The organism is Cupriavidus sp. 22TCCZM04-2, from assembly GCF_057798895.1.
In genome coordinates, this window is record NZ_JBYOJS010000008.1 from 153,973 (window position 1) to 179,550 (window position 25,578).

Genomic DNA, 25,578 nt, shown 5'->3' on the forward strand with positions numbered 1-25,578 from the left:
AAGCGGTTAGGAAGACGCAGCCTCCACCTGTCGGCGCGCCAAGGCGAAGGGAGCTTTATTCGTGACGGGCAAAGGGCGTGTGCGAATCCATCCAGTCGTGGTGTCCCTTGGCGACGGCCCACGCCCAATGGGAACGCCGCGGAAGCGCCTCGGCGCGATGTCCGCCTTCGCCGCGTGACTGACCTTGCAGCGTGCTTCCCTCGGCGGCGGCCTCGCGCTCCCCGCCTGCTTCGATCTTTCCGTAATACGTCACCGTGCACTCCTCCTCAAACGCTTGTCGCCGTTGCAATGGCGATTTCAATACGAGATTGCGGGCGCGATTTCCTTCGCCCCAGTTGTACGCCGACATCGCAAGAAGCGCACCAACGCCGTGCGGCATGTCTAAACCGTTGTTTTTATTTGGGATTGGGGTGCCGACGCGCGATGGCGATTTCACCATCGGATTTCATAATTTCAACTATGAACTCCGATGAAACGACTGGTCGACGGCATTCGTGTGACATAACCGGCACGAGTCGGCCATTACCACCAACGAAGAGAAGGCTTCTAATCCTCCAGGTTAGGGCAGGAACGGAAGAGAGCGAAACGACACCAGCGACTACAATCGCAGGCACGTTTTCCCTATGCCGCACCTTTAATTCGCCACGCCCCATGCACGCAAATCAGCACGCCGAATTTCTCGCCTTCGCCGGCCGCCTGGCCGATGCAGCAAGCACTGTCACGCTCGCCCATTTTCGTGCAGCCCTGGAAGTGGTGGACAAGGGCGCCGCACGCTTCGATCCCGTTACCGTCGCGGACCGGGAAGCCGAGCGCGCCATGCGCGACCTGATCCGAAGTACCTATCCCAACCACGGCATCCTTGGCGAAGAGGAACAGCGAATCGCCGGGACCGAGCCGTTCACGTGGGTACTCGATCCGATCGACGGGACCCGCGCATTCATTACCGGCCTGCCACTCTGGGGAACGCTGATCGCACTCAATGATGGCCAGCATCCGGTACTTGGCACCATGGACCAGCCGTTCACGCGCGAGCGCTTCTCGGGCAACGGCAACCAGGCCTGGCTGAATGGCAAGCCATTGCGGGTGCGGCCCTGCCAGTCGTTGTCGGAGGCCAAGCTGCTCTGCACCACGCCCGACATGTTCGAGGCCGGCGAGCAATGGGATGCTTTCCAGCGCGTGGCGCGGGCAGCCAGGATGCAGCGATACGGCGGGGATTGCTACGGATACTGCATGGTTGCCGCGGGCCAGGTCGACGCCGTGGTCGAGGCGGGACTGCAGCCTTATGACGTGCAGGCCCTGATCCCGATCATCGAAGGCGCCGGCGGGATCATGACGAGCTGGACCGGCGGCGACCCGCAACATGGCGGAGCCGTGGTCGCTTGTGGCGACGCCCGCGTGCATGAGGAAATCCTTCGGCTGCTCAACGGGTAAGGCTGGGGAACGCGCGTTACCGCCTGTCGGTGGCTCCTTCGGCGTCGGGCTTGCGGAAGTGTTCCTGAACAAGCCTGGCAGCGGCTTCCCAGAGCGCCGGCGCACCGCGTTCGATCGGCGGCTGGCAGCGCGCAATGACCTGTTCTTCGGTGACTTCGCACTCGACCCAGGTACCGCCTTCCGTCGCCGCGTTGTGGAGCATCGGCTGAAACCTGTCCAAGGCCTTGGCGAACTTTGCGTCGTCGCTTTCGCCGGCTTCGAACTCGAACCAGACATCGCGAAACTCCGCCGCCTGCGCTTGCGGCAACAAGGCAAAGATACGCTCGGCCGCCACTTGCTCGCGTTCGGCCTGGCCCGCATGGGTCGAGGGGACGTGGAACGGCACATCGCCGGCATCGATCTCGACGATGTCGTGGATAAGCAGCATCTTCACGACGCGAGACACATCGACGGGCGCTGCCGCATGCTCCGACAGGACCAGGGCGTACATGGCGAGATGCCAGGAATGCTCGGCGCTGTTCTCGCGGCGCGACTGGTCAATCAGCGGCGACAACCGTACGACGCTCTTCAGCTTGTCGATCTCGCGGAGAAAGGACAGCTGGCGTACCAGATTGGACGGGTTCACGGTGGGATACAGGGGCGGGGGTGATGGGGCAAGTCTAGCAGGCGACCGGCCCAGCCACCCGCCACCGTCGACCCGGCTCAGGTCAGCTGCCGCGCCATGTAATGGGTTCGCTCTCCGAAGCTGCGCAGCACGGCCAGCGGCAATTGCGTTTCCCGTACCAGGCTGTCGACCGCGGTCAGGGTGAAGCCGTGGCGCGCGAAGAAGCCCGGGTGCTGGTTCGTCAGCACGGCGGCATTGAGGCAGCCACCGGCTCTCGCTCGCATCAGCAATGCGCTGACGATATACGTGGCCAGCCGTCGTCCGCGAAATTCGGGCAGGACCGCAACGGTATGCACGGCCAGCGTGCGGCCGTATTGTTCGCCGTACGCACAGCCGATGACCTGGCCATTGAGTTCCGCCACATGGAACAGCCGGGGCATGTCACTTGCCTCGGCGAGCGTCAGACCGCATTGGGTCAGTACATGCGCAATGATCGCCAGGTCATTGGCCAAAGCAGCCCGCAGGCGAACGTCTCTTGTCATCATGCATGCTGCGTGGTAGTAGCTCGCCCCCTGCCCTTGCGCCGTTCCGGCGACCGACTTGAGGGGGAACCGCGAAATGATAAAACTATGCCGCCGGGCGGACCGGACTGTCATCACCCAAGTGAGTCGACTAGCGCTTCCGTTGGCTGGCGCCGCCGCATGGCGCCACGCGCACCTGGCGCATTCAATGTGCGAATTTAAGGGTTATCCCTAGCGCATCATTCCCATTCCTTGGGATTCATGGTTTTGATTTTTGGGAATGAAGTCCTATTCTTCGTCCCTATGCTGAATGCTGTCGACAACCCGGGCGCCGCGACGCCCCCGACCTCCATCCCTGGCGAATCCGGCCAGCCCGCGGGCGGCGCCGATCGCGTGCTGTTCGTGCTGGCGGCGCTGGCCCAACATGGCGCGCCGATCTCGGTGCGCGAGCTCGTTGCCAAGACCGGACTGCCCAAGAGCACGCTCTACCGCCAGTTGCTGATGCTCAAGCGCTGGGGCTTTGTTCTGGAGTCCGACGGGGAATACGCGCCGGGGCCGATCAGCCTGCAACTTGCGCTCGGCTTCGACATGGCCTCGCACCTGGCCCGCGAAGCCCTGCCCGATATGCGGCTGCTGGCTCAGCAGTCCGATGAAAGCGTGGGGCTGATCGTCGCCGTCAAGGATCACGCCGTGTGCCTGGAGATGGTGGAAAGCCGCCAGTCGTTGCGCTGCTCGTTCGAAAAGGGCCGCGGCGTGCCGCTGCGCGCCGGTGCATCAGCCAAGTCGCTGCTGGCATTCATGCGCGACGAGGCGCGCGAGCGGCTCGTCCACGCCCTGTGCGAGCCGGACGAAGCCCAACGGCTGTTGACCGAACTGAGCGCGATTCGCGAGACCGGCTACGCCGTCAGCGAAGGCGCGGTGGACCCCGGCGTGTGGGGCGTGAGCGCGCCGCTTTTCTCGCGGCGCGGCAAGGCCGATGCGCTAGGCTCCATCACCCTAATGGTGCCGGCGACACGCCGGCAAGGGCGCGAATCAGAGCTGATCGAAATGACCGTGGCAGCAGCGATGCGGATTTCCGCCCGGCTGCAGTCCTACTGAACACCAAGCAGACCATTACCGCCGCCGTCGACAACCCCCCTGCGATGGCTGACCCCTCGTTCCCGAGAAAAAGGAGACCTCCATGAACCTTCGTCGCAAATGCCTGATGGCCGGCCTGACGGCCCTGATCAGCCTGACGTTCGGCACCGCCGCCCACGCCGAGGACAGCGCCGTGCTGCGCGTTGCCACCGACGCCACCTTCCCCCCGATGGAATTCGTGGAGAACGGCAAGCGCACCGGCTTTGACGTGGAACTCGTCGAGGCCATGGCCAAGGTCATGGGCAAGAAGGTGGAGTGGACCGACATCGACTTCAAGGGCCTGGTCCCGGGGCTGGTCTCGCGCCGCTTCGACATGGCCGTGTCCGGCATCTACATCACCCCCGAGCGCCGCAAGGTGGTGGACTTTACCGAGCCCTACTACACCGGCGGCCTGGTGGCGCTGGTCAAGAGCAGCAACACCTCCATCCATACCCCGGCCGACCTGAACGGCAAGAAAGTCAGCGTGCAGGTGGGCACCAAGTCGGTCAGCTTCCTGCGCGACACGTATCCGAAGGTGGAGCGCGTGGAAGTGGAGAAGAACCAGGAAATGTTCAACCTGGTCGAGATCGGCCGTGCCGACGCCGCCGTGACCGGCAAGCCGGCCGCGATGCAGTACGTCAAGACCCGCGGCGGCCTGCGCATGGTCGAGCAGCCGCTGACCACCGAGGAATACGGCATGGCCGTGCGCAAGGACACCCCGGAACTGACCCGCGCCCTGAATGCCGCGCTGGCCAAGGTGAAGGCCGATGGCACCTACGCGAAGCTGACCCAGAAGTGGTTCGGCAACACCGCCAACCCAGCCGCCAAGTAAGCCGCGCGGAACATCATCATGGAACTGGATTTTTCTCCTGTCTTCGCCGGTTGGCCTGACATCCTCCACGGCGCCATCGTCACCGTGGAGGTGACCGCGTGCGCGCTCGTGCTCGGCTGCATCATGGGCCTGCTGGTCGGCATCGGCCGGCTCGACCCGAAGCGTCGCTTCATCTATGGCATCTGTACGGCCTATGTGACGTTCATCCGCGGCACGCCGCTGCTGGTGCAGCTGTTCCTGCTGTTCTTCGGGCTGCCGCAGTTCAACATCCTGCTGCCGGCCTTTGTGTGCGGCGTGATCGGGCTGGGCATCTATTCCGGCGCCTATGTGTCGGAAATCGTGCGCGGCGCGATCCAGTCCGTGGACAAGGGCCAGATGGAAGCGGCCCGCTCGATTGGCATGTCTTCCGGCCAGGCCATGCGCGCGGTGATCCTGCCGCAGGCCATCGTGCGGATGATTCCGCCGCTGGGCAACGAGTTCATCGCGCTCATCAAGAACTCGGCGCTGGTGTCGCTGCTGACCATTGCCGACCTGATGCACGAAGGCCAGAAGATCATCAGCGTGTCGTACCGGTCGCTGGAAGTTTATCTTGCGATCGCACTGGTTTATCTGATCCTGACAAGCGCGGCCGGACTGATCCTGCAACGCGCAGAACAACGGCTGCGCATGGGAGGCATGGTGCAATGAGCGATTCCGCAATCATCCGGATCCGCAACCTGGGTAAATCGTTCGGCGGCCATACGGTCTTGCGCGGCATCGACTTCGATGTGGAGCCATCGCAAGTCGTGGTCGTGATCGGTCCCAGCGGCTCGGGCAAGAGCACGTTCCTGCGTTGCTGCAACGGCCTGGAACAACCCGAGGCCGGCACCATCGACATCGTCGGCAAGCGTCTCGTGACCGAAGGCCAGCTGATTGGCGAGCACGAGCTGAACCAGCTGCGCACGGAAGTGGGCATGGTGTTCCAGTCGTTCAACTTGTTCCCGCACCTGTCGGTGCTGCACAACGTCACGGTGGGGCCGCGCATGCTGCGCGGCGTCTCGCGCGATGAATCCGAGCGCAAGGCCATGAGCCTGCTTGAGAAGGTCGGCCTTGCGCACAAGGCCCACGCCATGCCAGCCAGCCTGTCGGGCGGCCAGAAGCAGCGCGTGGCCATTGCCCGCGCACTGGCGATGGAACCGCGCGTGATGCTGTTCGACGAGCCGACCTCGGCATTGGACCCGGAACTGGTCGGCGAAGTGCTGCAGGTGATGAAGGTGCTGGCCGCCGAAGGCATGACCATGGTGGTGGTCACGCATGAAATGGGCTTTGCCCGCGAAGTGGCCGATGTGGTGGTGGTCATGGATGGCGGCGGCATCATCGAGGCCGGCCCGCCATCGGTCATCTTCTCGGCGCCGACGCAGGAACGCACACGCGGCTTCCTGCAGGCCGTGCTGACGCGGGCGTGAGGATGGCTTTGTCCCCGAACCTCTGGCAGGGCCGCGTCGATAGCGGCGAGCGTGGCGACACCACGCGCCTGTTCCGCATCGTGCAGGCATTGCAAACGGCAGACCCGACACCGCTGGGCGGCGCGCCGGTGCTGCTGGGCTTCAGTTGCGACGCCGGCGTGCTGCGCAACCAGGGCCGCCCCGGTGCCGCGCAAGGCCCGGACGCCATCCGCCGTGCGCTGGCCAACGTCCCGGCACACGGACTGCCGGCCTTGTACGACGCCGGCAATGTCGGATGTGAAGACGGCGACCTGGAATCGGCCCAGCTCGCGCTGGCGCAAACCGTGCGCGCCGTGCTGGCGCGCGGCGGCCTTCCGCTGGTGCTGGGCGGTGGCCACGAAGTGGCCTGGGGCACGTGGCAAGGGCTGCGCGCGCATCTGGACGCACAGGACGACGACGGGCGTGTGCTCATCATCAATATCGACGCCCACTTCGACCTGCGCACCAGCCGGCCTGCAAGCTCCGGCACGCCGTTCGACCAGATCGCCAACGCGTGCGCAGAACGCGCACAGCCGTTCGACTACGTCTGCCTGGGCGTCAGCCGCCTCAGCAACACGCCGGCGCTTTTCGGCCGCGCCGATGCATTGGGCGTCTGCTATGTGGAAGACGTCGACATGCAGGAGCGTCACCTGCCATCGCGCCTGGCGCAGCTGGAAGCGCGCATCTCTGCCACGGACCACGTGTACCTGACCATCGACCTCGACGCATTGCCGGCGGCCGTGATGCCGGGCGTGTCGGCACCGGCCCCCTATGGCGTGCCGCTATCCGTGGTGGAGGAAGTGGCCTTGCTCGCTCGCCGCAGCGGCAAGCTGCGCGTGGCCGACCTGGCGGAATACAACCCGCAGTATGACCGCGACCAACAGAGCGCCCGCGTGGCCGCACGCCTGGCCTGGCGGCTGTTGGCTGACAACGCCGGCGGGGGGGCGGAATCCGCACTGCAATAGGTACAAAGGCGGCCGGCGATCAAGGCCGGCGGTCGTGCGATGGCCGCTTTGTTTGCACTGCAATCCGGGTATATCGCTAGCGCGGCGGGCTGACCGGCCTGCCTATACTGGCAGGCAAACCGGGCACCGACAGGGAACTGTCCGCGCTGCGCTCTGAATTCTCTGCAGGCATCGGCGGCTTTCGCTTCGGATGCACTCCGCTTGCCTGCCCACGGGCCATGAACATGGAGAAGGGCATGCCCAACGAACAATTTTTAGCGACCCAGGAAACACGCCGCTCGGGCTTGCAGGCCCTGCGCGCGGCGCTGCTGCAGGTCCACAAGGAAGTCATCGGCTACGACCGCGGCCAGTACGAGCGCCTGAACGGCCCCATCCCCGCAGGCTTGTTCGTGCAGCGGGTGACAGAAGACAGTTTCTTTCGCTGGCTTGACCCGCTGTCGCGCCTGATCATCGAGATCGACGAAGAACTGGAGTCAGCCGAACACCACGATGAAACCTGCCGCGCCGTCGCGCGTGCCGCCGAAAGGCTGTTCAGTGAAAAAGGGGATGGCGCGTTCCGCAAGCGATATCAGGAGGCGCTGCAGGATGAATCCGGCGTCATCGTGGCGCATGGCCGTTTGATGTCCGTCATCGGACAGTTGCGGCAGTTGCCTTAGGCCTTGCTCCGCGACGGCTTCTTCTGCTGTCGCAACACCTCGGGATCCACTGCAACCGGATCACTGGCCGGAAAGGTTTCTTTGAGGGCCTCGTCCAGGTCACGCTCGATCTGGTCGTCAGGCGTCGCGGGCGCGCGCTTGCCATGCGCGCGGCCGGGCTTCGGCGCATTGTCCGGTACACGTGTGCTCATGGCAACACTCCTTTTCTGGCGGGGTAAGCATACTTTTCGGCGGTCCGCGTTGGGCTCAGCGCCCGTGTCCGCCGTGTGAGCCGCCGCCTCGGCCGCCCCCACGGCCACCGCCATGCCAGCCGCCGCCACCGCCGCCATTCCAGCCTCCACCGTGACCGTGCCAGCCGCCGCCGTGGCCGCCATACCAGCAGCATCGCCCCCCGCCGTAGATGTACGCAAAGCTGCCATAGTAGCCACCGTAGCCCGGACCGTAATAAGGGTAGCCAGGCGTCACGGGATATCCGCTGTAGTACGCCGGGCCAGCCGCATAAGCCGGATAAGCGGGATAGGTGCTGTCGTAATAGTCCGGATACACCGCGCATCCCGCCAATAGCGCGGCCACGGTTGCTGCTGTAAAAATCCTGTTGACCATGTATCGCATGATCCATCCAAAGCCTGCTTGCGGGCCGGATTGTCCGCTTGTCCCTGTTAGACAGGCTGCGCCCCGGGTCGATTCCCCCAAGCTTCCTTCCCGCCCGCGAATTCCCCGACATGGTGTCCAAAGACACAATTCCTGAACCAATTTAGGACTTATCCGATTTTCGAATGAGAACTAACGGAATAGATTTGCCTGGCACCCATCCCGCGGGTGCCCCGACGAGCCAGGGCCCCCCTTCCTGGTTCCTTGCCCTGCCACGATGGTTCCCGCCGTCGTGGCAGTTTTTTTGAGCCAGTTGGTCTCAGCCCGGCGTCTGGAGTCCCTGCTCCACCATATCGATCAAACGCTGCCCTAGCACCTCGGCTTGCGCCGGCTCCCTCCCGCGCAAGGGCCCATCGAGCAACAACATGGACAGGCCGTGCACCGCTGACCAGGCCAGGTATTCGGCGCCGGGACGGCGCCGGGCAGGCAGGACTCCGGCATCGACCATCTGATCCAGCGCAGCCGACAACAATTCAAAGGGATTTAGCCCGCTGTCGCCCGCTTTCGCCGGGTCGGCATCGGTCTCGACATCGTCCGGTACGGAAAACGCTGTTCGGAACAACCCGGGTTCGGCAAGGGCAAAACGCAGATAGCCGGTGCCGACCGCTCGCAGCTTGGCGCGAGCCAGCGCCGCCGAGCCGCTGCCGGGGCGGATATCGCCCATTTCGGCTTCCATGGCCACGGCCAGTGCGGATAGCGCCGCCGCGCGCACGGCCTGCAACAAATCCTGCCGGCTGGAAAAATGCCGGTAGGCCGCGTTGGGCACCACGCCGACGCGACGCGTGGCTTCGCGCAGGACGATGGCGTCTGGTCCCCCTTCGCGCGCCAGGGCGATGCCGGCCTCCAGCAGCGCGCGGCGCAGGTCGCCGTGGCGATACGTCGCGCGGGCCGGCGTAGGTGAAGCAATCCGGCTCATGATTTCCCCCAGTACATGCTGTTCTTATCTTGCCCTGCCAATAGTGAACAGTGTACACAATAGGTGCAACGGCGCGGTTCCGGTGGTGTGGCTAGAGGATCGGCGCAAACAGCTTCGCCACATGCATCGCGACGCGCAATGGCGCCGGGGCCCTGAGAAACTCTTCGACGCCGATCCGCCGCGCCTGGGCGAAATCTGCCTCCAGCATCTCGGCGACCTGGCCGGCAAACGACCGATCGGCGGTCATGACCATCAGCTCGAAGTTCAGCCGGAATGAGCGGTTGTCCAGGTTCGCCGTGCCAATTGCTGCGGCTTCGTCGTCGATCAGGATGACTTTCTGGTGGAGAAAGCCCGGCTGGTAGCGGTACAGCTTGATGCCGGCAATCACCGCCTGGTGCGCGTAAAGTGTGGACGCGGCAAAGACTACGAGATGATCCGGCCGCGCCGGGATCAGGATGCGGACATCCACTCCGCGCAGAACCGCCAGCCGCAGCACGGCGAAGACCGCCTCGTCCGGGACGAAGTACGGCGACGTGATCCAGACCCTGTGCTTCGCCGCCTGGATCGCCTCGACAAAGAACAGCGAGCACGTTTCCTGCGCATCGGCGGGACCGGTCGGCACCACCTGGCAGGTCATGCGGCCGACCTCGTCCGGCGGCGGCATCAGCAGGTACGGCACTTCGCGCGCGGCCCAGTACCAGTCTTCGGCGAACGCCATCTGCAGGTCCAGCACGGCACTGCCACGCACGCTGATATGGGTGTCGCGCCACGGCGCCAGCGGCGGGCGCAGTCCAAGATATTCCACGCCCACGTTGTGCCCGCCGACGAACGCCTGCGCGCCATCGACGATGACAAGCTTGCGGTGGTTGCGGAAATTGAGCTGGAAGCGGTTGACAAAGCCACGGTGAGTGGAGAACGCACGCGCCTCGACGCCGGCGGCCAGCAACGTTTTCACGTAGCCGCGCGGCAGGGCGTGGCATCCGATGCTGTCATAGAGAAAGTAGACCTTGACGCCCGCCTGCGCGCGCTCGCACAGCAGCGCCTGGAGGCGCCGGCCAAGCACGTCGTCGTGGACGATGAAGAACTGGACAATCACCACCTGCGTGGCGGCCGCCACCGCCTTGAAAATGGCTTCGAACGTAGCCGTGCCATTGACCAGCAGCCGCACATCGTTATTGGCCAGGCAAGGCATGCCGGTCAGCCGCGGCAGCGCGCGCATGCAGACCTGCTCCGGCGCATGCACCACGCAGGCGCTGCGCGCCTCGCGGTCCGCGGGCGTCATGCCATGGCGGATCTCCCGCAGCCGGTCGTCGTTGAACCGGCGCGCGTTGACGTAGCCGGCGAACCGGCTCCTGCCGAAGATCAGGTAGGGCACCAGCGCGAAATACGGCATCATCACCAGCGACCCTGCCCAGGCGATCGCGCCCGGCGCCGTACGCACCGTCATGACGGCGTGCAAGGCGGCCAGTACGCCGATGATGTGGAATATCAGGATGACCGTCGCGACAACGCTCGCGCTTAGCATCTGCAGGCTTCCCAGGTTCTCACCATGCGGAACCGGATCACGATAAGCCCTATTTTGGCACAGCAAAGTGCCGGCTGCGGCGCCGACGCCCCCACCGAGTGCCCGCCCCCACGTGAAAAGCGCGCAACGCAATCCGGCGCCGCTTCTGCGCTACCTCAATTTTCCGGCTGGAATCGGATTTGTCCGATTGTTATGCGCCGTTTGCCTTTATACGCTTTCGAATCAGTGCCTTTCGGCAATCCCGACCTCCAGACACCTGCCTCCACCGTATGCCTGACCTTATGAACATCGCGCTGCTGAGCGGCCAGTCAGCGCAGCTGAAATCCGTGCCGGACCTGCTGGCCCGCTCAGGCTTCCGATGCAATGTTTTTGCCTCGCCGCGCGCGCTCATCCAGGGCGTCAGCCTGGCTTCTTACGACATGCTGCTGATCCACGACGAACTGCCGGACACCGTTGCCATCGATGTCATCCGCACCGTGCGCTGCGCACGCTCGCGGGATCTGCCGATCATGATGCTGGGTGGCGGCGGCAGCGGCAGCGAGGAGGCACTGGTCGAGGCCCTGGACGCCGGCGCCGATGACTACCTTTGTGGGCCGCTGAGCACGCGCGTGCTGCTGGCGCGCATGGCCGCGCTGCGCCGGCGCGCGACAGGCGACCGCCAGAGACAGGGTCTGGTGGTGCGCGCGGGCCCGTACCAGCTCAACAGCGTAGGCCGCTTCGCGACGCTGAACGGCGAACGCATCACCCTCACGCCCAAGGAATTCGACCTGGCCATGCTGCTGTTCTCCAACGCCGGGCGCGTGCTGGCCAACCGCCGCATCGAACAGGCCATCTGGCACCATGAACTGCCGCCTTTGTCGCGCGCACTGGCCGGCCTGATGTCGCGCCTGCGCAAGACCTTGCGGCTCAGTCCCGAGACTGGCATTTCGATCACGGTGGTCTACGCGCATGGCTATCGCCTGGACGTCCATGACGATGGCGGCTCCATGCGGCTCCCCAATCCGCAATCGGGCAACCCGCCCCTCGAACTGGCCCTGACCTGACGACTATGCTGGCAGGCGGTCTGCCAGCGTCCTGAAGTCGAGTACGGCAATGCCGTTGGCCGCCCGCTTGGCCTCATGCTTGGCCGCCGCCGCAGCAGCGCCTATCTGCTGGCTGCCCACGCGCTGGCATCCACTCATCGCCTCTGCTTGCACGCGCACAACACCGGCCGCCATCGATACGGGCGGGAAGAAAACCGGCTGACCGTTGCGATCCTGGGCGTGGATCCCGCCGGCGGCGCGGTCTGCCGGCGTGTACATGTCTCGCGCCGCATCATTGAAGCGGCGAATGGCCGCACCCACGCGCACCGCCCAGTCCGCACTCTGGTAAAGCACCAGGAAATCGTCGCCGCCGACATGCCCCAGAAAATCGCGTGCCGGGTCGCAAGCCTCGGTGAGGATGGCTGCGGCGCCCTTGAGCATCTCGTCGCCTTCCCAGTAACCGTACTTGTCGTTGTAGGACTTGAAGTGGTTCAGGTCGACATAGCAAGCGTAGAACGCATTGCCGGCTTCGATCAGCCGATCGATATGCTGGTTCAGCGGAATATTGCCTGGCAGGAAGGTCAGTGGGTTGGCGTAGCGCGCCGCCTCCATGCGGATCTCGGTGATGGCACGGACCAGGTCCGCCCCGGTGCCCAGGCCCATATAGCGTCCCTGGCTGGTGATGACAAAGCCGTCGGCCAGCGAGCGCGGGTTCTCGCCGGCCAGTATCTGCGTCATGGTTTCCAGCCCCGCATGCAGGTCGAAACAGGCTGGCTCGCAATTCGCCAGCGTAATGCAGGCCTTCCTACCGTACAGCTCGCGATGGAATGGCGCCGCGTAGCGATCCATGAAATTCTGCCGGTTGATAATGGCCAGCGGCTTCTGGTCTTCACTGACGATCGCCACGGCCGGCAGTTCCGGCTGCGACTGGAACACGCGCAGCACGTCATCATTGGCCGTCCCGGGCAAGACCGCGGGGGCCGCGCGCAACAGACGACCTGCCGTGATGCCCGACCAGCCGGAACGGACCATCTGGGGAAACACCGCGATCTGACGCGACGTCAGCACCCGTCTGACTTGCGTGCCGACGTGGATGGGCGGTTCGGCCTCCGGCCGGCCAAGGTAGTAGCCCTGCGCACCCGCCACGCCCAGGTCGCGGACCACGGCCAGTTCGTCTTCGTCCTCGATGCCTTCAGCGATCACGCGGCCGCCAAACGCCCCCATCATCCGCAATACGCCGCGCAGGATCTCCAGCCGCCGCGAACAGGAGGCGACGCCGCGGACCAGCGACTTGTCGATCTTCACGAACTGCGGAGACAGGTGGGCCAGCAGGTCCAGGTTTGCATGGCCGGTGCCGAAGTCATCCAGCGCGTATTGCATGCCAAGTTCGCGCAGCACGGCCATGGCCTGCCCGAAGCTGGCCGCATCGCCGATCGGCGTCTGTTCCGTGACCTCGATCACGATGCGTGCCGGCGCGATACCGGCACCGATCAGCATGGAAAAGCCGCTGCCGCGTCCCGCGAGCAAATGGCGCAGGGTAAGCGGGCTGAAATTGAGAAAGAGCTTGCCCGGCAGATCGAGCACGCTCCAGGCCGCCAGCGCTGTCCGCGCGGCCTGCGTCTCCAGCGCAATGGTGCCCGCCGGGCTTTGCGCCAGCCTGAACAGTGCCTCCGGACTGGCATAGGAGGAGCCGGCCGGCCCGCGGATCAGTGCTTCGTAGCCCAGTATTTCCGCCGATTCAGTCTGCACGATGGGCTGAAATACGGCGTGCAAGGGTGGCAGCGACGGCCACTGCAATGGCATGGAACAGCCCGCCTCGGGGCGGCTATCGGAAGGCATGGCGGCAGGCGAGCCTGGCATAAAGTGACCGGAAAAATTACTGGGCAAGCGCCCGGCGCGTATTTCATGACAGTAATGTGACCGCAATATGACATCGGGGCACACCGCCAGACTGTCACGCCAGCGTCACATTCCTGTCCGACTATCCGTGCCGGCCGAGGCTCGCGCACTCCACGCCTCCCATAAGCGCGATTGCCCGGCCTGGGTCAGCAATGTCCGGGATTCCGGTGTCAGCGGCAGTGCCAGCAGCACCTGCGCGATCCGACGGACAGGTCATGCGGGCACCATGCCCGCCGGAGTCGTATTCGTGTTGCAATCACTCAAGTTGTTCCGTCCGACGGGCCGTGTCCACCGGGCATCGCGATTTGCGCGCCTGCCATTGCTGGCGCGACTGTGCGCAGCGTTCGCGCTGGTGTACTTGTTCGGCGCCGCGGTCGGCGTGACCGGCATTGTGAATCTCATTGACTTGCGCCAGCGCAGTGACGCCCTGTATCGACAGGACATGCACGGCGCGATCTCCGCCGAGCGCGCGCAATCGGCACTGGCCCGGCTCGGCCGCGCCCAGTTGTCGATAACCATGGCGACCAGTGGCACAGAGCGCGATGAAGCCGCCGCCGACATCGATGCCGCGCTGGGCCGGCTCGATGCGGCGCTCGACGGCATCCGGCACGCCGCACCGGCACAGGCCGAGCGCTTGCAGCCCGAACGCGTTCAGGCGGGCAAGCTGCTGCAGGCCTACGTTGCACTGGTACGGCAGCAACCGCTGGACCCGTTGCAGTTCGACAGCGCGGTTTCCGTAGATGGCCATTTTGTTGGCGAACAACTCACAAAGCTCAGCGGCATGATGGAAGATGCGCGCGCGCGCCAGGAGCGGCAGGCTGCCGACACCATGGCCAGCGTGGGCTCGCGCCAGGCCGCGGCGCAGGCGCTGATGATCGGCCTGCTGGCCGCGAGCCTCTTCGCTGCCGCCGGTCTGGCATGGTTTGCCGCGCGCAGCCTCACCACCGAGCTTGGCGGCGAACCCGCGGACGCGGCGGGGGCCGCCACGCGCATTGCGGCCGGCGACCTGACCGGCGACATCCGTCTGCGCAACGGTGACGCGCACAGCGTGCTGGGCCTGCTGTCGCGCATGCGCGACCAATTGGCCGGCGTGCTGGCGCGCATCCGCGATTCCGCCGCGGACATCACCGCAGCGAGCGCCGGCATTGCCGCCGGCAACCACGACCTCGCGGCACGCACCAACCAGCAGGCCACCGCGCTGGCTGAGGCGGCCGGGAGCGTGCGCCGCCTGGCCGGACTGGTCGAACAGGCCCATGCGCAGGCCACTGAATCCAGCGGCGTCGCGCAGCAAGCGCGTGAAGCAGCGAACTCCGGCTCGGCTGTCGTGCGCGAGATGAGCGGCGCCATGGAAGCCGTGCACGTGCATTCACGGCAAATCGCCGAGGTTGTCACGCTGATCGAGAGCATTGCGTTCCAGACCAACATCCTTGCGCTGAATGCTGCCGTCGAAGCTGCCCGCGCCGGCCCGGCCGGGCGCGGCTTCGCGGTGGTGGCACAGGAAGTCCGGGCATTGGCGCAGCGCAGCGCCAGCTCGGCCCGCGAAATCGGCGGCATCGTCGGCAACGCCACGCGCGAGATCGAGCGCGGTACGCAGCTGACCGCGGAAGTGGTCAACGCCATGGGGCGCATCGACGCCGCCGTGAGCCATAGCCACGAACTGGCCAGCCAACTGTGCGGACTGGCCGACGAACAGGCAATCGGCGTACGCACGGCCGGACACTCGGTCAGCCAGCTCGAACAAACCGCGCAACGGAACGCAGAGCTGGTAGATACCGTTGCCGCGCAGGCGGAACGCCTGGACGCCCTCGCAGCCGGGTTGGAACAGGACGTGGCGCGCTTCCGCTTTTAGCCGGGTGGACGCCGCAGACCTAAAGATGTGTCAGCCGGAAACATTTGACATTGAGAGGTAACCGGCATTTACGACTTCCGCGACGAAGTTACAGATATGTTTCATTTGGGGCCGGCCGAGTTACGCGCAGGCCGCGGGTTGCCGAGTAATCTTTGCTCACACCAACCCGATGGGTAACCCCCCAAGGAAATCATGTCCGAACGACTCATCATGCTGGACGTACCTGGCGTACTGTATTCCGACCGGTCCCAGGCCCGGCTCGGCGGGGTTCCCGACTCGGGCACCTTGCGCGATGTCCACTTCTTCGATCCCATCGCGCTGGGCTATATCCGTCGGCTCTTCGGCCTGGCCGGGGCCCGGGTGGTGGTGTCGGACGCCTGGCGACGCGGCACGCCGGCCGCCATCTTTCAACAGCTGGACCTGCAGGTAGAAGGCATGACGCCGCCGGTAGCGGGCGGTCACGGCGCGGAGATCGACGCCTACTTTGCTCGCCGCGCGCTGCCGTCTTCGTATGCGATCGTGTCCTGCGCACCGGCCGAATCGATGACCGAAGCGCAGCGCGAGCATCTGGTCAGCGTCGACCCGGCCCAGGGCCTTACGGTCGCGAACTTCCGGCAGGCGCTGGATATTCTTGGCGTGGCCTGCCCGTCCACGCTGATGCCGCCGCCGCGGCTCGACGCAGGCCTGCGTGCCAAGCTGGCCCAGCTGCAGCGGCTGGCGCGCGAAGAACCAGCCCGCTTCGATCCCCCTGTGCAGCCGGCCGCCGCCGCGGCACTGCACGCCTGAGCGCAACAACCGCCTGATGAAAAAAGGGTGCCGCGGCACCCTTCTTGTTGCATCGCCGCGAGGCGCCGTCAGCGTGCCCGCAGCAGCGTTGACTTGCCGAACAGGCTTTCCAGGAAGTCCACCACCAGCCTTGCCGTCTCGTTGCGCACATCGCAGGCAGGGTTGAGCTCCATCACGTCCAGCGAGGACAACCGTCCCGTATCGGCGATCATCTCCATGCACAGCTGCGTCTCGCGATAGGTCGGCCCGCCCAGCACCATCGTGCCGACGCCCGGCGCAATGGCGGAGTCGATGAAATCCACGTCGAAACTCACATGGAGGTGCGTGTCGTCGTCCACGCCGGCCAGCGCCTGCTCCATGGTCTGGCGCATGCCGTACTCGTCGATATAGCGCATGTCGAACACCTTCAGGCCGAGCCCATGCAGCCGCAGCTTTTCCTGCGCGTCGACGCTGCGGATGCCTACTTGCCGGATTTCCTGCGGCAAGACCGCCGGAGCGTGGCCGCCAAGCATGGTCAACGGCGCAGGGCCGTCGCCGCACAGGCAGGCCACCGGCATGCCGTGCATATTGCCAGTCGGCGTGCTGGATCCGATGTTGGCATCCGCGTGCGCGTCGAGCCAGAGCACCACGAGCTTGCGGCCCGCCTGGCGACAGTGGCGCGCCACGGCGCTCACCGACCCCACCGCCAGGCAGTGGTCCCCGCCCAGCAGCACCGGCACCCTGCCCGTTTCGAGTACGCGCGTGCTGGCTTCAAAGACGCCGCGGTTCCATGCCACCACTTCATCGAGGTGGCGCAAGCCTTGCACCGGCGCTGCCAGGGGATTGACCGGACCGGCAATATTGCCGTCATCGCGCACATCCAACCCCATCCGGGCCAGGGCCGGGACGATGTCGGCGATGCGCAGTGCCTCCGGACCCATGGTGCAGCCTCGGGTGCTCGCGCCGACATCCGTCGGCGCGCCAAACAGCGTAATCGGCTTCATGGGGCTCCTGTGGTCGTTTGACTGGAAACGGTGCCCCGGGAAGAGCGCCGTCCCTGTCGGGTCTGGCAACTTGCCGCGGCGCAAGGTTCCCGATCCCTCAATGCTTCAAGGAAAGAGATCGTCTTCGTGATTGCCGCGGTCGTCGGTACTGCGCTGCTTGCCCGCGTCGTTGTCGCGAACACCATGCTGGTCGCCATTGATCGGATCCAGCACGCGATGCAGCCGCGTTTCCAGGCGTCCGCCCATCCATAGCAGCGCCATGCCGAGCACGAGCGACAGGCCACCGACCACGTAGTAACCCGCACCCGACGCCGCGCCAAGGATGGCAGACAACCAGATTGCCGCCGCAGTGGTCAGCCCCTGCGGGCGCTGGTGCGTGCCATGCCGTGCAATCACGCCCACGCCCAGGAAGCCGATGCCGGTCAGCAGGCCCTGCAGCACACGCGAGACGGCGTCCATCGGGTGTCCGGACTGCGTTACCAGGCATACCGCCGTTGCCGCGCCCAGCGATACCAGCCCCAGCGTGCGCATGCCGGCGGCCTTGCCGCGCAGGTTGCGGTCCAGGCCGATCACGGCGCCAGCGAGCAACCCCAAAAACAGGCGCAGAAAGATTTCGAAGCTGATGGTTTCCATAGGTGTACTTGTGTCCGATCCGACGCCGCAGGCGCTGATGCAAGCTTACCTCAGGCAACCGTGCATGTCGGCCGAATGCCCTTATCATGGCAACTCGCCCCGGGTTCTCCAGCGGCCCGGCCTGTACCGCCTACCCTACCTTGCCATGCCTCATCTCGTCATCGAAATCACCGAAAACACGCGCCTCAACTGTTCGCCCGAAGAACTGCTCGACGAGGCCAACGCCGCGCTGCTGGCGTCCGGCGAATTCGGCGAGGCCGATATCAAGTCACGCTGCATCACGCTGTCCACGTTCCGCCAGGGCGTGCAGGCCGCCGAGCGCGCATTCGTGCACGCACGGCTGTCCATCCTGGATGGCCGCGAACTGGCGGTCAGGCGCGCACTGGGCCAGGCCGTCTGCGACGTCATCGCCGAAGCGGTGCGCCCCGCCAACGCCGAAGTACAGAGCGTGCAGATCAGCGTCGAAGTCTGCGAGATGGAACGCGCCAGCTATGCCAAGCAGATCGTGGGCGGCTGACGCGTGCCGTGGTCAGATCTCGGCGCAGAAAAAAGAAAGCCCGCGGCCATCGCTGGCAGCGGGCAGGGCTTCCGGGAAGACACCGGGAGCCAGTTGCCATGGGGAGCGCCCCCGCACCCATGACGCTTTGGATTCTAGTCAATCACTCCCGCCGCCAGTTTGACCTGGGTTAAGTCGAAGCGAGTCTGGCGGACCGGCCGTGCCGGGCGATGCCTATCCGGCAAAATAAAAAAAGGAGCCGGCGAGCGGCTCCTTTTTCATGCGGATCAACTGGCCGATCAGGCGGCAGCGTCCTTCAGCTTCTTCAGCGGGCGAACCTTCACCTTGACGCTGGCCGGCTTGGCCGGGAACCAACGCTCTTCACCGGTGAACGGATCCTTGCCGAAGCGCTTCTTCTTGGCCGGCACTTGCTGCGCGGTCACCTTCAGCAGGCCCGGCAGCGTGAATTCGCCTGCGCCCTTCTTGTTCAGCGCGCTGACGATGGTGTTTTCCAGATGGGCCAGCACCGTCTTCACGGTCTTGGGTTCCAACTCGGTCTGGGCTACCAGGTGAGCGACCAGGCTCGACTTGTTGAAGGTGTCCTTCAGCGGGCGCGGGGTCACCGCGGCAGCCGGAGCAGCCTTCTTGGCCGGCGCGGCCTTCTTGGCGGCAGCCTTCACGGGTGCCTTCGTTGCCGCGGCCTTCTTGGCAGCGGGCTTGGTTGCAGTCGTCTTCGCGGTCGGTTTCGCTTTGGTCGCCATGTCGATTTACGAGAGTTGAACAGATCAGAGCCGGACATTCGACGGCTTCGCATCGCGTTGCCAATACCCCATGCCGGCGCCACTGAATCATAGCGGAAACATCCGTGTGTCAAAGGGTTTTCATGCGCGCAACGCCAAAAACCCCGTGAAAACCCGGTGTTTTGTCGCGGCTTAACCTCAGCGCGAACGCGCCGGAGCACTACGTCCCCCCACTTTCGCGCGGTCAGGCGTCTTCGGCGGCAAGAAATTTGCGGCGTCAGCAATCCCCGGCAACGCCCGTTACCCCTGTTTTTCAGGGACTATTCGCCAAGCCACGCTGCAATCAGCGGGCCGGCAACCATGGTGCCGAGGGCGATCAGCGACAAGCATGCATCGGCGCGCGACCACTCGCGCAGCATCGCCACGAGGTCGGCGTGCATCCAGAACAGGCTCGAAACGCAGAGCAGCGAGAACAGCGCGCCGGCCGCCAGAAGTGCCACGCGCCGGTCCGCGGAGCGCTTTGGTGTCGACGGTGACAGGGATGCGAAAAACGGTTGGCGCGACATGGGGTGGACTCCTCGAACGGTTGGCGAGCATTGTCGCGAGCGGCACCTGAACGCCGGCTGAGGCATCCGTTCAGCCGGCGTTCAGCCGTTTTGAGGCAAACTTCAGGCCATGAACAGCATTCGCGCATCCCGCCCTGCCCGCTCCCGCCACGCGCGCCGCCCTGTGTTCGTGCTGGCCGCGGCCACCGTTGCGCTGGTGCTCGGGATCGCCGGCCCCGCGCATGCCGACAAGGATGCCGACCGCGCCCGTGCAGCGGTGCAGTCCGGCGAAATCCTGCCGCTGTCGCGCATTCTGGAGGCGGTATCGCAGCAGTACGCCGGGGATGTCATCGGCGTCGAACTCGATCGCGACGACGGCGTCTGGCAGTACGAGGTCAAGCTGCTGCTGCCGGGCGGCTCGGTGGCCAAGCTGGAATACGATGCGCGCACCGGCGCGCTGCTCAAGGCGAAAGGCCGCAACCTCGAGCAGGCGCGCAAGCAGCCCTGACGCATCCGGAGCCCCACATCATGCGCATCCTGCTGGTGGAAGACGAACCGACGCTCGCCGGCCAGGTCCAGGCGAGCCTGGCCGCGGCCGGCTATGCCGTCGACATGGCGGCCGACGGCCTCGACGCCTGGCACCTGGGCGCGAACGAGCCCTACGACGCGGTGGTCCTTGACCTGGGCCTGCCGCGCCTGGACGGCCTGAGCGTGCTGCGCCGCTGGCGCGCGGAACAGGTCAACGTTCCCGTGCTGATCCTCACCGCGCGCGACAGCTGGACGGAGAAGGTCGAGGGCATCGATGCGGGCGCCGACGACTACCTGGCCAAGCCCTTCCGCATGGAAGAACTGCAGGCCCGCATCCGCGCGCTGATCCGGCGCGCGCACGGCATGCCGGCTCCGGAGCTCAGCTGCGGACCTGTCCTGCTCAATCCGCGCGCCGGCACCGTGACCGTGGACGGCGCCGCCGTGGTGCTGACCGCGCACGAGTTCAAGGTGCTGGACTACCTGATGCACCATCCGGGCTCGATCGTCAGCAAGACCACGCTGACCGAGCACATCTACGCGCAGGACTTCGACCGCGACAGCAACACCATTGAAGTCTTCATCGGCCGGCTGCGCCGCAAGCTCGGCGTCGACGTGATCGAAACCGTGCGCGGGCAAGGCTACCGGCTGCGCCCGCCCGCTGCCGGCGGCGTGTAAAGGACAGGATGCGCAACTCGCTGGCGCTACGCCTGCTCGCCGTGGCCGCCGTCTGGCTGGCCGCAGCGCTCGGGGCCAGCTGGTGGATGCTGTCGACGCTGTTCGAGCGGCATGTCAACGACACCTATGTCCGGCAGCTCGAGCACCAGCTCACCAGCCTGACGGCCGCTCTCGACTGGAGCCCCGATGGCCGGCTGCAACTGACGCGCGCGCCTGCCGATCCCCGCTATGAACTCCCCTATTCCGGCGCCTACTGGCAGGCGCGCGCCTCCGGCGCGCTGCTGCGTTCGCGCTCGCTGTGGGATACCGAGATGCCGGAAAAGGCCGCGCACCAAGTCGCCGGAACCCCTGCGGAAGTGCGTGCCGGGCCAAACCGGCAGTCCCTGCTGGTCGTGTCGCGCCGCATCGTGCTGGCCTCGTCCGACACGCCTGTCGACGTATCCGTTGCGCTGGACCGCACCGAGTTGCGCGCGGCACGGCGCGCCTTCAACACCATGCTGGCCTGGTCGCTGGGCGCGCTCGGCATGGGGCTGATGCTGGCGGTGGCTGCCCAGGTGCGCTTCGGGCTGGCGCCGCTCAAGCGCCTGCGGCAAGCGCTCGCGGCCATGCAGGCGCGGCGCGAGCGCCGCCTGGGCGGCAAATGGCCAACCGAGGTGCAACCGCTGGTCAGCGAGATCAACACGCTGCTCGATGACAACACGCAGGCGCTGGAACGGTCGCGGCGGCAGGCGGCAGACCTGGCCCATGCCGTCAAGACGCCACTGGCGGTGCTTGCCAACGAAGCCATCAGCCTGCCGGACCCTGCCGCCGCGGCCATATCGCGCCAGGTGGATGCCATGCGTCGGCAAGTCGATCACCACCTGGCCCGCGCGCGCGCGGCGGGCGCCGCGGCCGCACGCGGCGAGCGCATCGAGGCAGGCCCCGCCGTGCGCGAACTGACACGCGCGCTGATGCGCCTGCATGATGCGCGCCAGCTCGACATGGACGTGCAGGGCGAAGGACACTTCGCCGGCGACCGTCAGGATCTGGTGGAGATGCTGGGGAACCTGCTCGACAACGCCTGCCAGTGGGCGCGTTCGCAGGTGCGCATCCGCCTGCGTGAGGATACCGGCGCGGCGGCCCTCGAAATCCTGGTAGAGGACGATGGCCCCGGCATGCCGCCCGACGCGCGCGGATTGGCCGCGGCCCGCTTCGGGCGCCTGGACGAAAGCGCTGCCGGCAGCGGGCTTGGCCTGGCCATCGTCACCGAGATAGCGGCCATGTATGAAGGATCGCTGGAGCTCGGCACCAGCACACTGGGCGGGCTGGCCGCGCGCCTGCGGCTGCCGGCCGGCATGGCCTGACCGGCGCCGCTGCAAGCCGCCGCGTCAGGACGCGCGCGCCAGCATGGCATCGCGCGTATCCGCCGCGAGACCGCACGCGAACGCGGTCTCCGCCACCAGAAACAATGGGCCGACCAGCAGCCCGACCAGGTCATCGACAAAGGCAGGCTTGCGGCCTTCATAGTAGTGACCAATGAACTGGATGATCCAGCCGGCGACGAACAACCCCACGCCGGCGGCAAGCCATGGCCCCGTGGGCAGCGCCGCCAGATGCGCGCCGGCGTACACGAACAGCGCCAGAACGATCGTCATGGCGATGCCGAAGCCCGCCGACAGGCGCAGGTAAAACAGGCATGACAGCGCGTACACAACCATGGCGGGCGTCAAATAGGCCGAACCTTCCCCCAGCGGCATGGCGGGCCGCCCGAGCAACGTGGTGACGGCAAGCACGATCATCGGGATACCGATGAAATGCGTGGCGACGTTGCGCGCGTCGCGGTGATAAGCGGCGTAGTTGGCCAGGTGTTCGACCAGGGTTTTCATGAAGGGTCTCCTTTGCTCCGGTCCGGTGGCTGCGGCAACCCCGGCGCCCCGGCTGTGTTGCGGGTTCGGATTTATAGTAGTGGGCGGGTCCGGCTGCGTCTGTCCGATTTTTGACAGTCGGACGCGCCGCGCGGTACGTGACAACCCGAACAGAACAAGACAGGAGACAACATGGGCATGGCTCAGCCCCCCGGCGACACGCGCGGCCCGTCAGGCCTCCCTCGCGCCACACCTGGAGGCAGTGCGGCACTTTCGCGCCCGGACGCCGCTGCCGCGCTGCACGCCAGCCCGTGGTTTGCCCAGTTGCCGGAGGCGTTGCGGCAAGCGCTTCTTGACGATGGCAGCTGGCGCCGGCTGGCCGCGGGCGAAGCCCTGTTTGCGCGCGGCGACGCGTTCGACGGGCTCTATTGCGTGGCCGGCGGCACCATGCAGGTCGATGCCGCCGGAGAATCCGGCAAGGCAGCGCTGCTTGGCCTGCTGGAATCGGGCGCCTGGTTCGGCGAGATCTGCCTGTTCGACGGTCTGCCGCGCACCCACGACGCGCGCGCCGTACACGCCGCGCTGCTGTGGCATGTCCCACGCGCGAGCCTGGAGCGCCGGCTCGCGCAGCATCCAGCCTGGTGGCGCGAGTTCGGCTTGTTGCTGGCCGCCAAGACGCGCATGGTGTTCGACTATGTCGAGGAAATGCAGTTGCTGCCGCCAGCCGCGCGCATCGCCCGCCGGCTGGCCGCCATTGCGCGCGGCTATGGCAACCCGCCTCACCCTGCGGACGGCGCAGCCTCCACTACGCTACCCGCCACCCAGACCGTGAAGATTCCGCAAGAACAGCTGGCGCAGATGCTCGGCCTGTCGCGGCAGACGGTCAACCAGGCGCTGCGCGAGCTGGAATCGCGCGGCCTGCTGCGCCTGCGGTACGGCAGCGTCGACTTGCTGGACCTTGCGGCACTCGAAGCGCTCAACTGAAACCGGTACGCGAAATGATCATGCTCGACCCCACCCGCCTCGATGCCTACCTTGACCGCCTGGGCATCGGCGCCCCGCCCTCGCCCACACTGGAAGGACTCAACGCGCTGATTGCCGCGCAGCTCGCGCACATCCCGTTCGAGAACATCGACCCGCTGCTGGGCAGCCCGGTGCGAATCGATATCGACACCGTATTCGACAAGCTCGTGACGCGCCGGCGCGGCGGCTATTGCTTCGAGCTCAACACGCTGCTCGCCGCCGCACTGACTTCCCTGGGCTACGCCGTGACGCCGCTGGCCGCACGCGTGCGCTGGGGCGTGGCCGACACGGTGCAAACCCCGGCCTCGCACATGCTGCTGCGCGTGGAAGTGGCGCATCGCAGCTATCTCGCCGATGTAGGCTTTGGCGGCCCCACGCCTTACCAGGCGCTTCCCCTGTCCGCGCCGGCCCTCAGGTCGTTCCCGTACCGCCTGGTCGCGGCGCCGGAAGACGCCATGCCCGGCGCGTTCCACTGCCAGGATCTGGAAGTGCGCGGCACGGACGGCTGGCTCAAGGTCTATCGCTTCGACTTGTCGCCGCAGCCGTGGATCGATTTCATTCCGCGAAACTGGTACATCAGCACGCATCCGGACAGCATCTTTACACAGCGGCTGATGCTGGCGCGCACCGCCGGCGACTTGCGCCTGACCCTAGCCAATGGCGAACTGGCCGAACGCGGAGCCAGGGGCAACCTGCGGCGACAGACGATGACTTCGGCCGACGAGGTCATCGATGCGCTCGTCAATCGCTTCCAGGTGGAACTCGACGCCGACTCGCGCGACCGGCTCGAACGTGTGCTGCCCACGCTGCTGCACGGCTGAACCCCGGCGCTGTGCGGACGCGCTCATGCATGCCGCGCATTGCCCGCAGAAAGAATACTGATATGGGCCCGCAGGCGGCCGCTTGCCTGTGGACTGGGCCAGAGGCCCCAACCATAATGTGCCGGCAGGCCCCAAGGGGCGCTGTCCAACAGAACACAGGCAGGCCCCGAACGGGCCGCACCGATATCAGGAGACTCCATGTCATTGTTCGATTTGTCGGGCAAGGTCGCGATCGTGACGGGCTCATCGCGCGGCATCGGCCGCGCCATTGCGGAGCAGATGGCGGTCCAGGGCGCCAAGGTGGTCATATCGTCGCGCAAGCTCGAGGCGTGCCAGGAAGTGGCCGACGCGATCAATGCGCGCCACGGCGCCGGCACCGCGATCGCCATCCCGGCCAATATCTCCTCGAAGGACGACCTGCAGCGCCTCGTCGATGAAACCAACCGCACGTTCGGCAAGATCGATGTCCTGGTCTGCAATGCGGCGTCGAACCCGTACTACGGTCCGATGAGCGGCGTGTCCGACGACCAGTTCCGCAAGGTGCTGGACAACAATGTCATCTCCAACCACTGGCTGATCCAGATGGTCGCGCCGCAGATGATCGAACGCAAGGACGGATCGATCATCATCGTCTCGTCCATCGGCGGCCTGCGCGGCTCGCCGACCATCGGCGTGTACAACATCTCGAAGGCCGCCGACTTCCAGCTCGCGCGCAACCTCGCCGTGGAATTCGGCCCGTACAATGTGCGCGTGAACTGCATTGCGCCCGGACTGATCAAGACCGACTTCGCACGCGCGCTGTGGGAAGACCCCGAGCGCTACAAGCAATCGACCCAGGGTGCGCCGCTGCGCCGTATCGGCGAACCGGTCGAGATCGCCGGCGCGGCCGTTTTCCTGGCCTCGGCCGCGAGCACCTTCATGACGGGCCAGGCCATGGTCGTTGACGGCGGCGTCACGATCTGAGGCCCTGACGCAAGGCGGCGCGGCCGTATTGCGCGCTAGCCCCGTGACTCTGCATTTCCTGCATTTCCTGCATTTCCCCTGAAGGACGGCG

General features: G+C 66.0%; 30 protein-coding genes. 17 read left to right on the forward strand and 13 right to left on the reverse strand.

Translation table 11 applies throughout. The annotated features are described in order from the left end of the window. Positions 1-55: 55 nt before the first annotated feature. Positions 56-439: a hypothetical protein gene (locus AC3FKG_RS14410; protein WP_488743394.1), complete on the reverse strand. Its 384-nt coding sequence runs from the start codon at positions 437-439 to the stop codon at positions 56-58. A gap of 212 nt (positions 440-651) precedes the next feature. Between AC3FKG_RS14410 and hisN the strand changes: the two genes are divergently transcribed. Then, entirely contained in the window at positions 652-1,431 is a 780-nt protein-coding gene (gene hisN / locus AC3FKG_RS14415) for a histidinol-phosphatase (RefSeq protein WP_488743395.1), read from the forward strand. Positions 1,432-1,447: 16 nt separating this feature from the next. Here hisN and AC3FKG_RS14420 read toward each other — a convergent pair whose 3' ends face one another. Then, the gene (locus tag AC3FKG_RS14420) at positions 1,448-2,056 is read right to left on the reverse strand and encodes an HD domain-containing protein (protein ID WP_488743396.1); all 609 of its coding nucleotides are present in this window, start codon (positions 2,054-2,056) and stop codon (positions 1,448-1,450) included. Positions 2,057-2,133: 77 nt separating this feature from the next. After that, positions 2,134-2,580, reverse strand: a complete 447-nt coding sequence (locus AC3FKG_RS14425; RefSeq protein ID WP_483711712.1) for a GNAT family N-acetyltransferase — start codon at positions 2,578-2,580, stop codon at positions 2,134-2,136. 279 nt (positions 2,581-2,859) lie between these two features. On the opposite strand from AC3FKG_RS14425, the gene AC3FKG_RS14430 reads away from it, so the two are divergent. The 6 genes from AC3FKG_RS14430 to AC3FKG_RS14455 all read left to right on the forward strand — a co-directional run bounded on the left by AC3FKG_RS14430 (position 2,860) and on the right by AC3FKG_RS14455 (position 7,588). Continuing rightward, entirely contained in the window at positions 2,860-3,654 is a 795-nt protein-coding gene (locus AC3FKG_RS14430; RefSeq protein ID WP_488743397.1) for an IclR family transcriptional regulator, read from the forward strand. Between the two features lie 82 nt (positions 3,655-3,736). After that, positions 3,737-4,504 carry a glutamine ABC transporter substrate-binding protein gene (locus AC3FKG_RS14435; protein WP_483711714.1) on the forward strand — a complete coding sequence of 256 codons (768 nt, stop codon included), beginning with the start codon at positions 3,737-3,739 and terminating at the stop codon, positions 4,502-4,504. A gap of 18 nt (positions 4,505-4,522) precedes the next feature. Further along, positions 4,523-5,191 carry an amino acid ABC transporter permease gene (locus AC3FKG_RS14440; RefSeq protein ID WP_483711715.1) on the forward strand — a complete coding sequence of 223 codons (669 nt, stop codon included), beginning with the start codon at positions 4,523-4,525 and terminating at the stop codon, positions 5,189-5,191. Continuing rightward, positions 5,188-5,949 carry an amino acid ABC transporter ATP-binding protein gene (locus tag AC3FKG_RS14445; protein WP_483711716.1) on the forward strand — a complete coding sequence of 254 codons (762 nt, stop codon included), beginning with the start codon at positions 5,188-5,190 and terminating at the stop codon, positions 5,947-5,949. The genes AC3FKG_RS14440 and AC3FKG_RS14445 overlap by 4 nt, the downstream gene beginning before the upstream one ends. Positions 5,950-5,951: 2 nt before the next feature. After that, positions 5,952-6,932 carry a formimidoylglutamase gene (hutG, locus tag AC3FKG_RS14450; protein ID WP_488743398.1) on the forward strand — a complete coding sequence of 327 codons (981 nt, stop codon included), beginning with the start codon at positions 5,952-5,954 and terminating at the stop codon, positions 6,930-6,932. Positions 6,933-7,168: 236 nt separating this feature from the next. Beyond that, on the forward strand, positions 7,169-7,588 hold the full coding sequence (locus AC3FKG_RS14455) for a hypothetical protein (RefSeq protein WP_483714521.1): 420 nt from the start codon (positions 7,169-7,171) through the stop codon (positions 7,586-7,588). Here AC3FKG_RS14455 and AC3FKG_RS14460 read toward each other — a convergent pair. The 4 genes from AC3FKG_RS14460 to cls all read right to left on the reverse strand — a co-directional run bounded on the left by AC3FKG_RS14460 (position 7,585) and on the right by cls (position 10,680). After that, the gene (locus tag AC3FKG_RS14460) at positions 7,585-7,779 is read right to left on the reverse strand and encodes a hypothetical protein (RefSeq protein ID WP_483711718.1); all 195 of its coding nucleotides are present in this window, start codon (positions 7,777-7,779) and stop codon (positions 7,585-7,587) included. The genes AC3FKG_RS14455 and AC3FKG_RS14460 overlap by 4 nt on opposite strands. A 55-nt stretch (positions 7,780-7,834) precedes the next feature. Continuing rightward, on the reverse strand, positions 7,835-8,191 hold the full coding sequence (locus AC3FKG_RS14465) for a hypothetical protein (protein WP_483711719.1): 357 nt from the start codon (positions 8,189-8,191) through the stop codon (positions 7,835-7,837). Positions 8,192-8,498: 307 nt separating this feature from the next. Continuing rightward, the gene (locus AC3FKG_RS14470) at positions 8,499-9,155 is read right to left on the reverse strand and encodes a TetR/AcrR family transcriptional regulator (protein ID WP_483711720.1); all 657 of its coding nucleotides are present in this window, start codon (positions 9,153-9,155) and stop codon (positions 8,499-8,501) included. Between the two features lie 91 nt (positions 9,156-9,246). Beyond that, the gene (gene cls / locus AC3FKG_RS14475; RefSeq protein ID WP_488743399.1) at positions 9,247-10,680 is read right to left on the reverse strand and encodes a cardiolipin synthase; all 1,434 of its coding nucleotides are present in this window, start codon (positions 10,678-10,680) and stop codon (positions 9,247-9,249) included. Positions 10,681-10,949: 269 nt separating this feature from the next. Between cls and AC3FKG_RS14480 the strand changes: the two genes are divergently transcribed. Next, the gene (locus AC3FKG_RS14480; RefSeq protein WP_483711722.1) at positions 10,950-11,723 is read left to right on the forward strand and encodes a response regulator transcription factor; all 774 of its coding nucleotides are present in this window, start codon (positions 10,950-10,952) and stop codon (positions 11,721-11,723) included. Positions 11,724-11,726: 3 nt separating this feature from the next. Here the strand turns inward: AC3FKG_RS14480 and AC3FKG_RS14485 are convergent, their stop codons facing one another. Beyond that, positions 11,727-13,562: a phosphodiesterase gene (locus AC3FKG_RS14485; RefSeq protein ID WP_488743400.1), complete on the reverse strand. Its 1,836-nt coding sequence runs from the start codon at positions 13,560-13,562 to the stop codon at positions 11,727-11,729. Between the two features lie 286 nt (positions 13,563-13,848). Between AC3FKG_RS14485 and AC3FKG_RS14490 the strand changes: the two genes are divergently transcribed. After that, positions 13,849-15,450, forward strand: coding sequence for a methyl-accepting chemotaxis protein (locus AC3FKG_RS14490; protein WP_483711724.1), 1,602 nt, complete (start codon positions 13,849-13,851; stop codon positions 15,448-15,450). Positions 15,451-15,642: 192 nt separating this feature from the next. Further along, positions 15,643-16,236 (forward strand): HAD domain-containing protein, encoded by a 594-nt coding sequence (locus AC3FKG_RS14495; RefSeq protein ID WP_483711725.1) that lies wholly within the window; start codon positions 15,643-15,645, stop codon positions 16,234-16,236. 68 nt (positions 16,237-16,304) lie between these two features. Here the strand turns inward: AC3FKG_RS14495 and rocF are convergent, their stop codons facing one another. Further along, positions 16,305-17,219, reverse strand: a complete 915-nt coding sequence (rocF, locus tag AC3FKG_RS14500; protein WP_483711726.1) for an arginase — start codon at positions 17,217-17,219, stop codon at positions 16,305-16,307. Between the two features lie 105 nt (positions 17,220-17,324). Continuing rightward, a complete protein-coding gene (locus AC3FKG_RS14505) occupies positions 17,325-17,852 on the reverse strand; it encodes an MgtC/SapB family protein (protein WP_488743401.1) in 528 nt (175 codons plus the stop codon). Positions 17,853-17,997: 145 nt separating this feature from the next. Between AC3FKG_RS14505 and AC3FKG_RS14510 the strand changes: the two genes are divergently transcribed. Next, a complete protein-coding gene (locus tag AC3FKG_RS14510) occupies positions 17,998-18,369 on the forward strand; it encodes a 5-carboxymethyl-2-hydroxymuconate Delta-isomerase (protein WP_483711728.1) in 372 nt (123 codons plus the stop codon). A 278-nt stretch (positions 18,370-18,647) separates the two neighbouring features. Here AC3FKG_RS14510 and AC3FKG_RS14515 read toward each other — a convergent pair whose 3' ends face one another. Both AC3FKG_RS14515 and AC3FKG_RS14520 read right to left on the reverse strand, forming a co-directional pair. Further along, positions 18,648-19,109, reverse strand: a complete 462-nt coding sequence (locus AC3FKG_RS14515) for an HU family DNA-binding protein (RefSeq protein ID WP_483711729.1) — start codon at positions 19,107-19,109, stop codon at positions 18,648-18,650. 299 nt (positions 19,110-19,408) lie between these two features. Beyond that, on the reverse strand, positions 19,409-19,588 hold the full coding sequence (locus AC3FKG_RS14520) for a hypothetical protein (protein WP_488743402.1): 180 nt from the start codon (positions 19,586-19,588) through the stop codon (positions 19,409-19,411). 175 nt (positions 19,589-19,763) lie between these two features. On the opposite strand from AC3FKG_RS14520, the gene AC3FKG_RS14525 reads away from it, so the two are divergent. Genes AC3FKG_RS14525 through AC3FKG_RS14535 form a run of 3 tightly spaced genes read left to right on the forward strand, consistent with a single transcriptional unit; the run spans position 19,764 to position 22,179 of the window. Next, positions 19,764-20,141: a PepSY domain-containing protein gene (locus tag AC3FKG_RS14525; protein ID WP_483711731.1), complete on the forward strand. Its 378-nt coding sequence runs from the start codon at positions 19,764-19,766 to the stop codon at positions 20,139-20,141. A gap of 20 nt (positions 20,142-20,161) precedes the next feature. Further along, complete coding sequence (locus tag AC3FKG_RS14530) at positions 20,162-20,836, forward strand: response regulator transcription factor (RefSeq protein WP_488679237.1); 675 nt, start codon at positions 20,162-20,164, stop codon at positions 20,834-20,836. An 8-nt stretch (positions 20,837-20,844) separates the two neighbouring features. Continuing rightward, positions 20,845-22,179: a sensor histidine kinase gene (locus AC3FKG_RS14535; protein ID WP_483711733.1), complete on the forward strand. Its 1,335-nt coding sequence runs from the start codon at positions 20,845-20,847 to the stop codon at positions 22,177-22,179. 24 nt (positions 22,180-22,203) lie between these two features. Here AC3FKG_RS14535 and AC3FKG_RS14540 read toward each other — a convergent pair whose 3' ends face one another. Next, positions 22,204-22,701: an Mpo1 family 2-hydroxy fatty acid dioxygenase gene (locus tag AC3FKG_RS14540; protein ID WP_483711734.1), complete on the reverse strand. Its 498-nt coding sequence runs from the start codon at positions 22,699-22,701 to the stop codon at positions 22,204-22,206. A gap of 171 nt (positions 22,702-22,872) precedes the next feature. Between AC3FKG_RS14540 and AC3FKG_RS14545 the strand changes: the two genes are divergently transcribed. The 3 genes from AC3FKG_RS14545 (at position 22,873) to AC3FKG_RS14555 (ending at position 25,487) form a co-directional block, all read left to right on the forward strand. Next, a complete protein-coding gene (locus tag AC3FKG_RS14545) occupies positions 22,873-23,664 on the forward strand; it encodes a Crp/Fnr family transcriptional regulator (protein ID WP_483711735.1) in 792 nt (263 codons plus the stop codon). Between the two features lie 14 nt (positions 23,665-23,678). Continuing rightward, positions 23,679-24,524 carry an arylamine N-acetyltransferase family protein gene (locus tag AC3FKG_RS14550; protein ID WP_488743403.1) on the forward strand — a complete coding sequence of 282 codons (846 nt, stop codon included), beginning with the start codon at positions 23,679-23,681 and terminating at the stop codon, positions 24,522-24,524. Positions 24,525-24,722: 198 nt separating this feature from the next. Further along, entirely contained in the window at positions 24,723-25,487 is a 765-nt protein-coding gene (locus AC3FKG_RS14555; RefSeq protein ID WP_483711737.1) for an SDR family oxidoreductase, read from the forward strand. Positions 25,488-25,578: the final 91 nt, after the last annotated feature.